The 14,348-nt window shown below is 53.8% G+C and carries 13 protein-coding genes; 10 read left to right on the top strand and 3 right to left on the bottom strand.

The features are described 5' to 3' along the window. The first annotated feature begins 433 nt into the window (after nucleotides 1-433). Complete coding sequence (locus PHV74_02515) at nucleotides 434-2,356, top strand: hypothetical protein (GenBank protein MDD5093237.1); 1,923 nt, start codon at nucleotides 434-436, stop codon at nucleotides 2,354-2,356. Between the two features lie 12 nt (nucleotides 2,357-2,368). Beyond that, nucleotides 2,369-3,103, top strand: coding sequence for a hypothetical protein (locus tag PHV74_02520; GenBank protein MDD5093238.1), 735 nt, complete (start codon nucleotides 2,369-2,371; stop codon nucleotides 3,101-3,103). 195 nt (nucleotides 3,104-3,298) lie between these two features. On the opposite strand, the gene aspS is transcribed toward PHV74_02520, so the two are convergent. After that, nucleotides 3,299-5,107: an aspartate--tRNA ligase gene (gene aspS / locus PHV74_02525; protein ID MDD5093239.1), complete on the bottom strand. Its 1,809-nt coding sequence runs from the start codon at nucleotides 5,105-5,107 to the stop codon at nucleotides 3,299-3,301. Between the two features lie 122 nt (nucleotides 5,108-5,229). On the opposite strand from aspS, the gene PHV74_02530 reads away from it, so the two are divergent. Further along, nucleotides 5,230-5,751, top strand: coding sequence for a zinc ribbon domain-containing protein (locus PHV74_02530; GenBank protein ID MDD5093240.1), 522 nt, complete (start codon nucleotides 5,230-5,232; stop codon nucleotides 5,749-5,751). Nucleotides 5,752-5,781: 30 nt separating this feature from the next. Beyond that, on the top strand, nucleotides 5,782-6,513 hold the full coding sequence (locus PHV74_02535) for a DUF975 family protein (protein ID MDD5093241.1): 732 nt from the start codon (nucleotides 5,782-5,784) through the stop codon (nucleotides 6,511-6,513). Nucleotides 6,514-6,575: 62 nt separating this feature from the next. On the opposite strand, the gene PHV74_02540 is transcribed toward PHV74_02535, so the two are convergent. Beyond that, nucleotides 6,576-7,118 carry a hydrolase gene (locus PHV74_02540; GenBank protein ID MDD5093242.1) on the bottom strand — a complete coding sequence of 181 codons (543 nt, stop codon included), beginning with the start codon at nucleotides 7,116-7,118 and terminating at the stop codon, nucleotides 6,576-6,578. A 573-nt stretch (nucleotides 7,119-7,691) separates the two neighbouring features. Here PHV74_02540 and PHV74_02545 point away from each other — a divergent pair. Further along, entirely contained in the window at nucleotides 7,692-8,270 is a 579-nt protein-coding gene (locus PHV74_02545) for a Fe-Mn family superoxide dismutase (protein ID MDD5093243.1), read from the top strand. 62 nt (nucleotides 8,271-8,332) lie between these two features. Here PHV74_02545 and PHV74_02550 read toward each other — a convergent pair whose 3' ends face one another. After that, nucleotides 8,333-8,755, bottom strand: a complete 423-nt coding sequence (locus PHV74_02550; GenBank protein MDD5093244.1) for a hypothetical protein — start codon at nucleotides 8,753-8,755, stop codon at nucleotides 8,333-8,335. Nucleotides 8,756-9,062: 307 nt separating this feature from the next. On the opposite strand from PHV74_02550, the gene PHV74_02555 reads away from it, so the two are divergent. The 5 genes from PHV74_02555 to PHV74_02575 all read left to right on the top strand — a co-directional run bounded on the left by PHV74_02555 (nucleotide 9,063) and on the right by PHV74_02575 (nucleotide 14,079). Then, nucleotides 9,063-9,758 carry a response regulator transcription factor gene (locus tag PHV74_02555; protein ID MDD5093245.1) on the top strand — a complete coding sequence of 232 codons (696 nt, stop codon included), beginning with the start codon at nucleotides 9,063-9,065 and terminating at the stop codon, nucleotides 9,756-9,758. Between the two features lie 5 nt (nucleotides 9,759-9,763). Beyond that, nucleotides 9,764-11,296 carry an ATP-binding protein gene (locus tag PHV74_02560; protein ID MDD5093246.1) on the top strand — a complete coding sequence of 511 codons (1,533 nt, stop codon included), beginning with the start codon at nucleotides 9,764-9,766 and terminating at the stop codon, nucleotides 11,294-11,296. Between the two features lie 295 nt (nucleotides 11,297-11,591). Continuing rightward, nucleotides 11,592-12,413, top strand: a complete 822-nt coding sequence (locus PHV74_02565; protein MDD5093247.1) for an SIMPL domain-containing protein — start codon at nucleotides 11,592-11,594, stop codon at nucleotides 12,411-12,413. 63 nt (nucleotides 12,414-12,476) lie between these two features. Then, nucleotides 12,477-12,986, top strand: a complete 510-nt coding sequence (locus PHV74_02570; protein ID MDD5093248.1) for a hypothetical protein — start codon at nucleotides 12,477-12,479, stop codon at nucleotides 12,984-12,986. 334 nt (nucleotides 12,987-13,320) lie between these two features. After that, complete coding sequence (locus PHV74_02575) at nucleotides 13,321-14,079, top strand: alpha/beta fold hydrolase (GenBank protein ID MDD5093249.1); 759 nt, start codon at nucleotides 13,321-13,323, stop codon at nucleotides 14,077-14,079. Nucleotides 14,080-14,348 lie beyond the last annotated feature (269 nt).

Raw genomic sequence — 14,348 nt, forward strand, 5'->3', positions numbered from 1 at the left:
AACAGGTTCAGGCGCTATTACACAGTCACATTAGCATAAATATGCTGGTGCTGGATACCGGGCCTACCCGTAATCTGAATAGGGGTTTAGGTCTATTTTCCAGAGCTTCCCGGCCACGCCAAGCCTTTTTACCAATCCTTTACCAATTGTTCACCAACTATCGGGCCTTGAACCTTGACAATGATATTGCACAGAGCCATACTTTGACCACTGACCCTACTGTTTCTTGCTCTGGAGTGTCTTTAGGCCCATCTGTTCAGAACTGACGACCACTCCGGCGGCGTTTTTGTGTCTGACATCTCTGACGCGTAGGCAATCAACCTCATGAAGTTGCGACCAGAACCGTGTAGTGGTGCAATCAACAGGTGTTTAAGACATGGATTCTTTCTGTTAAGACTGATTGGCAGCCCATAAAGCAACGAGGAGGGGAACTATGAAGAAATGGACGGTAACCGGACTAACACTGGCGCTGGTGATAATCATCGGGATAGCAATCGTTCCGGCGTGGGCCGCGGGTGAGCCGGATGCTGGGGTACCGACTCTCATCAACTACCAAGGATATCTGACGGATATTGCAAGCAACCCCGTCACCGATACCGTGTCAATGACCTTTTCTCTCTATAGTGTCTCCAGCGCAGGCAGTGCGCTGTGGACCGAAACGCAGTCTTCGGTAACGGTGGATAAGGGGTTGTTCAATGTGCTGCTGGGGAGCGTCAATCCCATCCCATCGAGCATTTTGACCGGGGATAGATGGTTGGGGGTGCAGGTAGGAAGTGACCCGGAGATGACGCCGCGGCAGCGGCTCACCAGCGTGGCCTATGCGCTGGTGGCAGACCAGGCCAACAACGCCAACAAACTGGATGGCAAAGATTCCTCCCAGTTTGGAGACGGCTATTCCCTGGATGCGGCGGACGGTTCTCCAACGGACGTAGTCTATGTGAACAATGACGGCAACGTGGGCATCGGGACAACCAACCCGGCTGCTGCCCTCACCGTGAACGGGGGAATTCTCCGCTCAGGGAGCAGCATGCTGGGAACCAATGCCTCTACCCACATCAATCTGGGGACAGCCAGCACCACCGGGGATTCGGCGAGCAATAACGCCTACGCCACAGTCGGCGGAGGACACTCTAACACCGCCAGTGGCTCTCGCGCCACAATCAGCGGGGGAGAGACCAACACGGCCAGCGGCTATGGTTCCACGGTCAGTGGGGGATATATCAATACTGCCAGCGGTTCCTACTCCACAGTGAGTGGGGGATATCGAAACACCGCCGCTGGGCTCTACTCCTGGGCGGGCGGCAGGTATATGCAGCTCACCGAAGATGCAGACGGCACGTTCGTATGGGGCCAGGCAACCAGTACCCAGAGCATCGATACCCCAAATGCCTTCCTCATCTTTCCCTCCGGCACGTCCGGCAAAGTGGGCATCGGGACGGCCAGCCCATCCTATAAACTCGATGTCATTGCAGGCTCCGGATCTGCTATCCGGGGTTCCAGTACGGGCGGCACCGGCGTGTTCGGCCATAGTGACGGCCTCTATGGTGTGTATGGCTCCAGTTCCAGTGCGAGCGGCTGGGGCGTTTATGGCAACAACACAAGCAACGGGAACCGAGGCATGCTGGGTTCCACCAACTCCGGTGTGTATGGCTACAGTCCCAATGACGAAGGCCGTGGAGTGAGTGGTGGTTGTAGCTCCGGGTATGGCGTATATGGTAACACTACCAGCGGCATCGGCGTGTTTGGCGAGAGTACCACCGGCACTGGCGTGAGTGCCTCCGGCGGCGACACTGGTGTTTATGCCTGGGGTGGCAACTATGATTTCTATGCGGGGGGCCCGGGAGGTAACTACCTTCCCTTCACCGGGGCTCATGAAGTGAAACTGACCTATGGTTTGCCCCAGACCATCCGGCCGGGAATGATCGTCTCGGTTACCGGAGAGACCCAGGTCCGCATGGAGGAAGGGAAAATCACCTTCTCTTCCACCCTGCCCACGGTTCGGCTCGCGGATACACCGAACGATAAGAAGGTATTCGGAGTCTTGATTGCCGAGTCTTCTCTTCCGGAAGGCCATTGGTATCAGGCCAAAGAAGGGGACCGGTTCGGGGTCGTTAACGCCCTGGGAGAGGGCCGGGTATGGGTGACCAACCTCAACGGGGATATCGAGGCGGGGGATTATATCACCACCTCAGCCATCGCCGGATATGGGCAGGAACAGGCGGATGACGTGGTCCATTCTTATACCCTGGGGAAGGCTACGGAGAGCGTAGACTGGAATCAGGTGACCCAGACCGTAGAGTTCAACGGACAAACCTACAAGGCTTATCCAATTGCTGTGGTTTATACCAGCGCGTAAGGGGGGCAAACGATGAAGAGGAAGAAGATAATACTGGCAACGATGCTGACTGTGGCATGCGTGCTGGTGGGGGCTCTGGCGACGCTCGCGATGTCGTCTCCCAACCATGACCTGTCTTGGGATGCGCTCTCCGGCGGCGGCGCGGAAAGGAGTTCGGCAAGCTATCGTTTGGGGGATACGGTCGGCCAATCCTCAGCCATTGGCTCCTCGCAAAGTACCAACTACCGGCTGGGCGCTGGTTTCTGGTATGGGGTGCCGGTGGAAGCTTCGGTGGAGATATCGGTTATTTTGCAGGGCTCGTCCCGCCTGGATGCGGGATGGGAGATTCCTCTTACGGTCAAGTTTTTGAATCCGGAAACCTCCTCCCCAGTTTATGAGTTCTACCCCAAAACCAGCAAGGACGGCAGTGTTGCGGTATGCACTGTGAATGGAGTTGCCCCCGGCACCTATGATATCACGGTTGACAGTGGTAACTCTCTGACAGGTGACAGCGGTACTACTCTTCAAAACATCAACTATGATGTGGTCATCAGTGCATCCGGTATGAACGTGAACATGGGCACCCTTCTGGAAGGAGACGCCAACAACGATGGCACTATTGATGGGATCGACTTCGGCATCTTGCAAGCCAAATTTATGACATCCGACCCTGCGGCTGATTTCGACCGCAACGGCATCGTTGACATCTCGGACTTGGGATTGCTGGCGGTGAATTTCATGAAGACCAGTCCGGTGGAGGTGCCCTAACGCAGTTATCAGTGGTCAGTCATCAGTAGTCAGTAGGGACACAATCCCCTCTGATTCCCCTGCAAGAGAGGGGGAAGGAACATTTCCCTTCCGGGGGTTTGGGGGTGTCCCGTAGGGGGCCACGTTGCAACGTGCCCTTACAGTCCCCCAACGAGTGGGGGTTAGGGGGTTGAGTCAGAATATTTCAGTAGCCTGTTATGATTCTTGCCGGATTATCAGGTGCAGATCTCTCAATTGTTGTTCGGAGACTGCGTCCGGGGCATTGCTCATCAGATCGGTGGCCGTCTTGGTCTTGGGGAAGGCGATCACCTCCCGGATGTTCTCCTCACCGGCAAGCAGCATCACAAAGCGGTCGATTCCCGGTGCGATGCCGCCATGCGGCGGCGCGCCAAAACTGAGAGCTTCCAGCATGTGCCCGAAGAGTTCCTGAATCTTCTCATCGGGATAGCCCAGAACCTGGAATATCTTCTTCTGCAACCGGCTATCGTGAATCCTGATCGAGCCGCTGGAGAGTTCGGACCCGTTACAGACAAAATCGTAGTGCCTGGCCCGGACTTTGCCCGGATCCGTATCGAGGAAATGAATATCCTCCGCATGAGGCGCAGTGAAGGGGTGATGCACAAAGTCCCACTTATTGGTTTCTTTGTTCCACTCCATCAGGGGGAAGTCCAGAATAAAGGCGAAGACCATGGTGTTCGGATCGGCAAGTTTCAGCCTGTTGGCCATTTCCATGCGAAGCTGACCGAGCGACGTATTGACAACCCCTGCCTTGTCTGCCCCAATGAGCAACAGATCGCCCGGTTTGGCATTGAACCGTTTGGCGATTGCCCGCACCTGTTCGATGGTGAAGAACTTGGTCACCTGAGAGCGGACGTTCTCTAGGGTGAGATCATCCAGTGAAGCGGAGGGGTCGCCTTCGAGCGCCATTGTCACCAGCCCTTTGGCTCCCCGGATTCTGACGTACTCCACCAGTTCCCCTTGCTGCTTTCGTGAATAATCGGCGCAGCCTGGGGCAGCGAATCCTTTCACGATCCCGCCTTCGGCAATTGCCGAGCGGAACACTCCGAATTCGGAATTGGCCACAATATCGGAGATATCGGCCAGTTCCAGACCGTAGCGGAGATCGGGTTTGTCGTTGCCGAACCGCGCCATCGAATCGGCGTAAGAAAGGCGCGGGAAAGGCTTGGTGATCTTGACTTCAGGTTTGATCTTCTCCATCAACGAAGTGAAGAGCGATTCGATCAGCTCCAGGATATCTTCCTCATCGATGAAGCTCATCTCGATATCAAGCTGCGTGAACTCCGGCTGCCGATCGGCTCGCTGATCTTCATCACGGAAGCACCGGGCCACCTGATAGTATTTCTCGAACCCGGAAACCATCAGCAGCTGTTTGAGCTGCTGAGGTGATTGAGGCAAAGCGTAGAACTTGCCGGGATAAAGGCGGCTGGGAACCAGATAGTCCCGCGCTCCTTCCGGCGTGCTTTTGAACAGGATCGGTGTTTCAATTTCAACAAACCCTCGGGCATCGAGGAAGTCTCGCATGAATTTGATGACGCGGTGGCGCAGCATCATATTGCGCTGCATTCGAGGTCGGCGGAGGTCAAGGTATCGATATTTGAGCCGGGCGCTCTCATCAATCTCGGCGTCATCACTCAGCGGCAAAGGCATGGGGTTAGACGCATTGAGAATCTCAGCATCGGCGGCAACAAGCTCGATCTGGCCGGTGGGAATATTCGAGTTTTCGGTTCCCGCCGGGCGCCTTGTTATTTCTCCAGTGACCTTGAGAACGTATTCCGAGCGTACCTGATCGGCTATCTGATGTGCCTTCCCGGCTTTTTGAGGATCGAAGACCACCTGCAACAGGCCGTCCCGATCGCGAAGATCGATGAACACCAGCCCGCCGTGATCCCGCCTGCGGTTGACCCAGCCGGAAACGGTAACTTCCTGCCCGATATGGTTGGTATTGAGTTCGCTGCAACTGTGGGTTCTATATCTGTTTGCCATCGTGGTTGATTATAGCCGAAGACAGCTTGGCCTGCAATCGGACCATCCATTGCTGAATTGCCTATGACACCATTGATATAGAGGCTATTAGCCCATGACAAAACAGATGATTTGTGTTATAAATGATCCAAGGATATATGGGATGGCTTGAACGGCACCTGAACTGGGCAGGGTTTTTCGGGCTTCTGCTGAGCCTCTGCATTGGTTTCACGGTATTCGTCATAATCGACAGCCTGTGGCCGGTTACCGAAAACGAGGTGGCAAACTGGTTGGCAAGCGCCGTTCTTTTTGGCTCACCGCTTGTTCCATTTCGATGGGTGATCAACAGAAAAGCTCAGAGCGAGACATTTCTCCTGATTGCCTGGATTCCCTTGTTTGGATGGACTGTCCCATTTGTTCTCTCCAACCGGAATCGAGCTTTTGTGACGGGAGTTCAGCCGATGCGTGATGATTGTAGTGGCAGATGTCCTGGATGTGGCCGTGCCATTGAGCCGGAATGGGCTGTGTGTCCGCAGTGCCGGGCTTTCCTGATGCAGAAATGCCGCGCCTGTGGCCGGACTCAACGGGTGCACTGGTCATTTTGTCCTAATTGCGGCGGCTCCAATCTGATGCGATCGCAGGAGAAAGAAAGCCCGTCTCAGTGACGGAATTAATAAAAGGAGGCGTTCAGATTGATGCAAACCTGTCCGAACTGCGGAACCTTATTTGAAACGGATGCCAAATTCTGCGCCAAGTGCGGGCAACCGGCTCCGGCTGCAACTGCCGGAAGGTACGAAGCAACCGGGGGAAAGCTGGCCAATAAGGAAATCATGCTGCAAGCCAAAGAAGCATTGAGCGGCCATTGGGGCCTGGCCATCGGGACAGTGGTAGTAGCTTTCCTTCTCTATGAGCTACCCCTTATGTTGATCAACCTGTTTATCCCATTCTCCGGGACCGTGATAGGGTTCATCATTGGAGGACCAGCATGGCTTGGTATATCGATCTTCTTCCTCGCACTGTGTCGGAAGCAAAATGCGCAGCTTGAACAAATATTCCAGGGTTTTAAAAGATTCAAGGTTGCGCTCTGTGCATATCTGCTCTTAAGTCTTTTTGTTTTGCTTTGGATGCTGCTCTTGATCATACCGGGGATCATAGCGGCTCTTTCCTACTCTCAAACGTTCTTTATCCTGGCTGAGGATGAGGCTATTGGTGCGCGGGATGCGCTCAGAAAAAGCAAACAGATGATGGAAGGGAACCGGTGGAAGTTTTTCTGCCTGAATTGCCGGTTCATCGGATGGGGAATATTGTGCATTCTGACACTGGGAATTGGCTTCCTGTGGTTGATGCCCTATATGTCCGTCAGCTTTGCCCGGTTCTATGACGATGTGGCTGTAAAGCAAGCCGTCCCTCCTCCGCAGCCAGTTTGAGGAGTTCAAATTCAGGGGGCTCCGACAGAGGTCGGGGCCCCCTATTGTGTTACGTCCATCGCCTATTTGACGATCCGGCTGATCTCCTTGAAGATATCGCCCTTGGCGGCTTTCAGTATCTCGAAGAGGGCCATCTCCACGCAGGTGGGGAAGCAGCCGTGAATCTCGATTCGCTCCAGCGCGATCTGTTTTTCTGCCGGTTTCCGGGAGGAAACGGCGTCGGCTACCACGTGGACTTCATAGCCCAGTCGGGCCAGATCAGCGGCGGTCTGATGGACGCACACATGAGCCTCTATTCCTGTGAGCATCACTTGCCTTCGTCCTGTGGCCTTCAGCGCTGCCATGAATTCCTCGTTGCCGCAGCAACTGAAGCTGAACTTTGGAATTGGCTTGACCACATCCGCCAGCAGTTCGGCGATTTCCGGGACCGTCGGGCCGAGGCCATTGGGGTTTTGCTCCAGTTGAATGATAGGTAACCCGAAGGCTTTTGCTCCCCGGATCAACTTTTTGAGATTCTCGATCAGGGCTTCCTTTTCGTGCATTGCGGCCAACAGTTTGGTTTGCACATCGATGATAACCAGAACGGCTTTTTCTTGCTCAAGCATGAATCACTCCTGTTGATGAACCTCTGATTATGTGATGCAGGATTCTTCCTGCCGTGGGTCTGGGGATGTCCCCCAGATTCTCCTTCCTCCCCCAAGATTGGGGGCAGGGGGTTGATTATCACCTGATCAGAGCTTCTTTAATCACCCGTATCTCTGAACGATTATAGCACAAGCATTTGGCGGAATGCCTTGCAAGGCAGACTATTTGGAAACACAGGCATTCATGCGTCACCTTCACCTAGCAGCAAAAGGTACTGGCAACGGTCATCCCCCTCGGTCCCCCGATCTTGGGGGAAGAAGAATTGTTTGTGTGGAGCGGCCTCGCGAGGCCGCTCCACACAAACTCCTATCTATGGGGGCGGAGAGGCACAAGAAAGCAAAGTATTCAGAGCATTATCAATCGCTGTGTTTTGGAGAACTACGTAGGGATCATCTCCAATATAAGGGGTTCTACGGATTCTCTCTCGATGTGATAGGTGATAGGATAGGGCAGAAGCTGGTGATATTGACAGGCCGGGCGTTATTCACTATCTTGGAATTTACCAGGCCCAATAACTTTGAAAGGAGGGACCCATGGAGCACAAATTGCCGGAGTTGCCTTATGCCAAGGACGCGCTCACCCCTTATATATCGAGCGAGACCATCGAATACCATTATGGGAAACATCACAAGGCTTATGTGGATAATCTGAACAAACTCATTCCGGGAACTGAATTCGGAAAAATGACCCTGGAGGAGATCGTCCGGAAAGCCTCCGGGGGCATTTACAACAATGCTGCCCAGATATGGAACCACTCGTTCTACTGGAACTGTCTGGCGCCTAAATCCGGCGGCGAGCCTTCCGGAGAGCTGGCCAATGCCATCAACAAGCAATTCGGGTCGTTCGCCAAGTTCAAAGAGCAGTTCTCCAATGCTGCGGTGACGCAGTTCGGATCGGGATGGGCATGGCTGGTGAGGAATGCCGATGGCAGCCTGGCGATTGAATCCACCGGCAATGCCGGGACGCCTTTCAAGGAAGGGAAAAAACCGCTGCTCACCTGCGATGTCTGGGAGCACGCTTATTATATCGACTACCGCAATGCCAGGGCCAAGTATGTTGAAGCCTACTGGAATCTGGTGAACTGGAAATTTGTTGCCGGTTACCTCAAATAGCGATTATTGATGCAGCCTGTTCCGGGAACGGATGGGGGCGCGAATATCGTGCTTCCATCCGTTCACTCTTTGATTCCGGAAGAAGCTAACAGGGCTCGCTTGCAAATGGCTTCAGCCGGCGTGAAGGCCCCTTTGCCGTAACGATCCCATATGCCTGCATCAAGGTATCCCCGTTCCATCATCAGAGTTACCACAGTCGTGGCAGCTGCGATATCCTCGGAGTAGTGTTGCAGAACGCCCCAGACGCTGTCGCCTTCGTTATCTGTAAACCTTTCCATGTCATTGAAGAGTTTGTCTGATATAACCTCGTGGCCCATGACAATCTTTGCCACAACAATGTTCAGCTCTCTGCCGGGGCGCATCGCCAGGATTTCTTCCCGGTTCAGCTTCCCCTTGCCTTTGAGCTTGCCCACGATCTCTTTGACTTCCGTTTCCTGCCATTTGTTTTTGGCTATCTCGCTGAGCATGTCATCGAACTGTTCCATTTCAATTCCTCCCGGACTAATGCCGCCAGCGCAGCAGCAACACGGCCGATTAGATGTTACCTGTACCGGCGGGGCCGGTCAAGTTAAAACCTTCTGAGGAAGGCCAAGTCAACCCCCATGCCCCCGGCAGGGAAGCATCCCAGCACCACTTTTAATTATAGTTTCCTTAGAACTTCTGGGATCGGAATCAGTCGCGTCGATTTGTGCCCTGTTTGTCGATGCGCTGTCATCTGCCTGTCACATCAAAGTTGTCAGGGAGGCTGGTCTCTGTGTTAGAATTGATCCAAACTTCAAAAGGTGTAATCCGATGTCGAATGCCAAGATATTGGTTGTGGATGACGAGCCGCCGATCCTGGATATGTTGACCTACAATCTGAAGCGGGCCAACTATGAGGTGATCACCTCTTCGGACGGGGAGCAGGCGGTCAATCTGGCTCAGCGGGAGCACCCCGATCTGGTTATCCTCGACCTGATGTTGCCCCGGCTTGATGGCCTGGAGGTGTGCCGCATCCTGCGTCGGGAACAGGATATCCCGATCATCATGCTCACTGCGCGGGACACCGAGGTAGATCGGGTGGTGGGGCTGGAACTGGGGGCGGACGATTATGTAGTGAAACCGTTCAGCGTTCGCGAGTTGATGGTCCGTGTCCGCAACGTGTTGAGGCGTGCCACCTATATTGCCTCACCGACATCTTCAAGCAAGACTCAGGTCGGCAATTTGACTATCGATCCGGCCCGCCGAGAAGCCTTCCTTGACGCTGTGGCTTTGGATTTGACTGCCCTTGAGTTTGAAGTGCTGCACGCTTTCGCCCGACACGCTGGAATGGCTTTGACTCGAGAGCAGCTTCTCCAGGAGGTCTGGGGCTACGATTATCTCGGCGATACCAGAGTGGTGGATGCCGTTATCAAGCGGCTGCGGAGCAAGTTGAATCAGGCCTCTTCCCAATCGGAAGTCATTATGACCATCCGCGGCGTCGGCTACAAGATGCTTTCACCGGAGTGAAAAACATGCGCCATCCCTTTTCCGGTATCGGGCTGAGGCTTTCCTTGAGCCATCTGCTGGTCATCCTGCTGGCGATGGGGCTTTCCTCATTTCTTTTACTCTCGTTCCTGGGGAATTACTTCACCGATGCGGCCCGGAAAAATCTCCTGGCCCAGGCGCAAATCACGGCCCAGGCTTTGGTACCCGGCGCAGTAATCAATGCCTCTGATGCCGCCAACGAAACCGGGTCGTCAGCCTACAATGTGATCCAGCAAAACCAGACCTCTAATATCGCGTTGAATGCAACAAACCTTTCGCTGCCGACTCCGGATTCAAACCGCATTGAAATGGATCTCAACTACCTGAGAGGCGCTTTGCCCCAGCTCAATATCCAGCTCCAGACTCGCATCCGCATTCTGGACGCCAACGGTCTGGTACTGGTGGATTCCCGGCAAGAGCAGGAGAGTATCGATCTAAGTGACGAATCGCTCGTGGCTCGAGCGTTGCAGGGGGAAACAGCCAGTCGCACTGACAAATCGGGACCGGACATGATGAATCTGGCGTTGCCGGTGATGATCGATGGCCGACTGGTCGGAATCGTCTACCTCAGCCAGCCACTGAGTGACGTGAACGCCGTGCTGCATGATCTGCGAACTCGGTTGGCGATTGCTGCCGGAATCGCCTTGGCGCTCTCGGCGATAGTGGCGCTGCTGCTTTCTCGCGCCATTTCCAGCCCGGTGCGCCGAATGACGCGGGCAGCCAGGGCGGTGGCCGGGGGTGATCTTGACCAGCAGGTCTCAGTCGGATCGAAGGATGAACTGGGAGAGTTGGGCCAAGCCTTCAACGATATGACCGCCCGACTGAAGGCATCGCGCCAGCAGCAGATCGATTTCGTGGCCGATGTCTCCCATGAATCGCGGACGCCACTCACCTCAATCAAAGGAATGGTGGAAACCCTGCGAGATGGAGCGGCGGAGGAACCGGAGGTGCGCGACCGCTTCCTCAAAACGATTGAGGAGGAGACCGACCGCCTGATTCGCCTGGTCAATGATCTATTGCTTCTTTCCCAAGCCGACTCGACAGCGCTGACCCTTTGCTGCGAGGCTTCTGATATCCGGGAGCTTGCCGGAAAAGTCATCGACCGGATGACACCGCAGGCCAGGGATAAGAAACTGATATTGAAACTGGAATCCTCATCTGATCTGCCGCTTGTACGGATTGATCCCGACCGTATTGAACAAGTGCTGGTGAATCTGATCGATAACGCTATCAAATACTCCATATTCGGTGGGACTGTGACCATGAAACTGGCTCGTTCTCAAGACGGACGTGTGCTGGTGAGCGTGTGCGATGAAGGTATCGGCATCTCAGCCCAGGATCTGCCTCATATTGGCGAGCGGTTCTACCGGACCGATAAAGCCCGCTCTCGCGCTATGGGAGGCACCGGGCTGGGACTGGCCATCGCGCGTGCATTGGTCAAGGCCCATGGATCGGAACTGGTGATAGAGAGCACACTTGCCCAAGGGACAACAGTGAGCTTCACTCTGTCCGCCGATTAATAATGGCGTGGTTTGTTCAGCATGATGGCTCTCTTTTCTTGCTCCCCTTCGACTGTTCGACAATCTCACAGCTCAGGGCGAACGGGAAAAGTTGTTCCGTTCGTGGTGAGCTTGTCGAACCATGAACGGATGGTGTAACGCCCCCTTCTCCGTGAACAAGTATTAGCCCTTATCTCCTTGCTTCGATATTGTTTCCCAATTGACTCCTCCTTGCCTCCAGTTTGTCACCGACCTGTCACATCGCCGATCTATACTGGGGATAAAGGCGATTCCGGTGAAACAAAAAGGAGGAAAAATGAAGAAGATAAACCCGGTTATCCTGCTTGCCCTGGTGCTCATTCCGATCATCCTGCTGGGCGCATGCGCCGACAGCCGCGTGGTAGTGCAAGAATCGAAGGCCCAAAGTCAGCCGCAATCATGGGACGGGAGCCAACCGTCAAGGACCTTCACGGTCACCGGCGAGGCGGAAATCCGGGTTGTTCCCGATGAAGTGATTCTCACCCTTGGCGTGGAGACGCTGGACAAGGACCTGAACACGGCCAGAAATCAGAACGATGAACGCATCAAACGAGTTCTGGCCGGGGCTGCCGAGTTGGGGATAGCGCCAAAGGATGTTCAGACCGATTATATGAGCATCAGTTCACAATATGATACCTTCACCACTGAGCCGGTGCCCGGGTATAAATGCCAGGAGCAAGAGTTTAAGGGCTTCTCCGTTCGCAAGAATGTGGTGATTACCCTGAAGGATATCGCCAAGTTCGATGACCTCTACACTTTTGTGATGACGGAGGGCGCCAACTATGTTCAGGGTATTCAGTTTCAGACTACCGAGATGCAGAAGTACCGGATCGAGGCCCGTGCCCTCGCCGTCAAAGCAGCCCGGGAGAAAGCGGCTGCCTTGGCTGAGGGATTGGATCAGAAATTGGGGAAGGCTCAGACCATTAGCGAAGGATCATCCGGATGGTGGCCCGGGTCGAGTTACTACGGAGGGCCGGGGATTTCGAATGTGGTTCAAAACGTCGCAGGGGAAGGTTATCAATCTCTGGATGGAACCATTGCGCCGGGTCAAATCTCCGTCACCAGCAGAGTCACGGTTGTTTTTGAGCTGGGCACCTAAGCCGATGGAGTCATGAGACTTTTGAAAACCGAGGCTGATCAGTCTTATTGGAGGAATACAGTAATGCGTGCACCTATCAAAAAGACGCAATTCATGGTGATTGTTGCCCTACTGATTTGTGTTTTTACCTTGCTTGCCTGTGATGATGCAGAAAAAGAAGCGGGGCTTGGCATTTTCTTAGTTACCAATGATGAAATGGTGCTATCCGAACAACATGTGAAAGCCTATCATCCCGAGACACATGAAATTGAATTGAACTCGGAAGGCATTGAGAAATGGAACTCCTACATGACTTACAGTACAATTCCTAAACTAAATCAGACCCTGTATGGCAAAGACTTCGTGGTCAAAGTTAAGGGAGAAGAAATCTATCGGGGTAAATTCTGGTCTATGCTTTCTTCAGCAAGCTGTCCGGGAATAGTGATACTTGATGCCCTTTTCAAACTGGACGATACCCACAACACCATCCAGATTCAATTTGGATATGCAATTCCTCAAAGTGGCAACGATGAAGACCCGAGAAACAATCCGAAAGTTCTCAATTTTTTTGAAGAGCGAGGTTTACTGAAATAAGGGGTGTGAAAGATGCCCAAAAACTTGAGAACCCGGCCGACAGAGGTCTTTTTGAGTTTCCCGATTCCGCGCGGCGGGATGCACCTGGCAAGAAACTCTGCGTGACAAGTCCATCACGCCCCATTTGTCTTTCCGGCGAAGGCCGGAATCCATTCGCTCTTGGACCCCGGTTTTCACCGGGGAGACGGATTAAGGCTTTTCCCCTTACAGTCAGGGGGTTTCTGAACAGTGGAGGCAATCTTCCGATGATACATTGCCATTAGGGGATTTATGGGAAGTCGACTTTCGGCACAGGCGAAGTTATAATTAACTCCAGTCTGAAGGAGGCAGAGAGTTGGCCGAAAAGTTTTCCCTGGATGTGGATAACCTGAAAATCGTGGGGGAAGTTTATTACCCGACGCAAACAAAAGAGCGTCAGCCAGCCCTTTGCATCTGCCACGGCATACCGGGCTCTTCCCCTGTTCTCAATGATCGCGGATACCCTTTGCTGGCTGAAAGATTCGCCAACGAGGGATTTATCACCTGCATTTTCAATTTCCGGGGATGTGGGGAAAGCGGAGGCAACCTCGACTTGCTGGGCTGGACTCGCGATCTTACGGCAGTGATCGACTATCTGGCTCAGCTCAAGAAAGTGGACCGATCCAGAATCGCGCTGATGGGGTTCAGCGGTGGTGCCGCTGCTTCTGTCTATGTGACGGCGCATGATAAGCGCGTCTTCTCGCTGATAGCCTGTGCCTGTCCGGCCGAGTTTATGCTCACAGAAGAGCGGTTGGAAGCCATGCTCCAGCAGTGCCGTGATTTGAGAACCATCCGCGATGTCGGTTTCCCGCCTTCCCTCAAAGAGTGGGGCAGCCATTTCCGGGCGGTGAATCCTATCGACTGGATTGAAGAGGTATCGCCGAGGCCATTGCTTATCCTTCATGGCGAAAAGGATGAGTTGATCAATCCCGTCCATGCTCAAATGCTTTACGACAAAGCCAAAGCCCCCAAAGAACTGGTCATGGTCCCGGATGGCGTGCATCGGCTGCGCACCAGCGAACCGGCGATAACGGCTGCGCTGGGCTGGTTGAAGAAGAAGTGCGGGAGTAATTGAAAACGTTCGTGGTGAGCCTGTCGAACCATACATAAATGGCCTTCGACAAGCCTGTGTTGTCAGAAAATGCAAAGATACTTCCCTGCCGGGGTTTTAGAGCCTGCCCTGAGCTTGACGAAGGGGGTGGTCCCTTAATTCTTAATCTCTTCCCCCAAAGAGTTGGGGGATACAGGATGCAATTGTAGGAAATGCGGCATCCTTCTACCTACCAATAGTTCTGCATGCTGTGTTGACGAAGAAAAGAACCCGGTGAAGGCTATTTCACAACT

The sequence above is a fragment of the Dehalococcoidia bacterium genome (genome assembly GCA_028711995.1).
Classification (GTDB): domain Bacteria; phylum Chloroflexota; class Dehalococcoidia; order SZUA-161; family SpSt-899; genus JAQTRE01.

Excerpts from the sequence above, each read along its gene's own strand:
- PHV74_02550 (MDD5093244.1), bottom strand. The coding sequence starts at position 8,755 with ATGGAACAGTTCGATGACATGCTCAGCGAGATAGCCAAAAACAAATGG.
- PHV74_02535 (MDD5093241.1), top strand. The coding sequence starts at position 5,782 with ATGCAAACCTGTCCGAACTGCGGAACCTTATTTGAAACGGATGCCAAA.
- aspS (MDD5093239.1), bottom strand. The coding sequence starts at position 5,107 with ATGGCAAACAGATATAGAACCCACAGTTGCAGCGAACTCAATACCAAC.
- PHV74_02545 (MDD5093243.1), top strand. The coding sequence starts at position 7,692 with ATGGAGCACAAATTGCCGGAGTTGCCTTATGCCAAGGACGCGCTCACC.
- PHV74_02565 (MDD5093247.1), top strand. The coding sequence starts at position 11,592 with ATGAAGAAGATAAACCCGGTTATCCTGCTTGCCCTGGTGCTCATTCCG.
- PHV74_02515 (MDD5093237.1), top strand. The coding sequence starts at position 434 with ATGAAGAAATGGACGGTAACCGGACTAACACTGGCGCTGGTGATAATC.
- PHV74_02530 (MDD5093240.1), top strand. The coding sequence starts at position 5,230 with ATGATCCAAGGATATATGGGATGGCTTGAACGGCACCTGAACTGGGCA.
- PHV74_02570 (MDD5093248.1), top strand. The coding sequence starts at position 12,477 with ATGCGTGCACCTATCAAAAAGACGCAATTCATGGTGATTGTTGCCCTA.
- PHV74_02540 (MDD5093242.1), bottom strand. The coding sequence starts at position 7,118 with ATGCTTGAGCAAGAAAAAGCCGTTCTGGTTATCATCGATGTGCAAACC.
- PHV74_02520 (MDD5093238.1), top strand. The coding sequence starts at position 2,369 with ATGAAGAGGAAGAAGATAATACTGGCAACGATGCTGACTGTGGCATGC.
- PHV74_02555 (MDD5093245.1), top strand. The coding sequence starts at position 9,063 with ATGTCGAATGCCAAGATATTGGTTGTGGATGACGAGCCGCCGATCCTG.
- PHV74_02560 (MDD5093246.1), top strand. The coding sequence starts at position 9,764 with ATGCGCCATCCCTTTTCCGGTATCGGGCTGAGGCTTTCCTTGAGCCAT.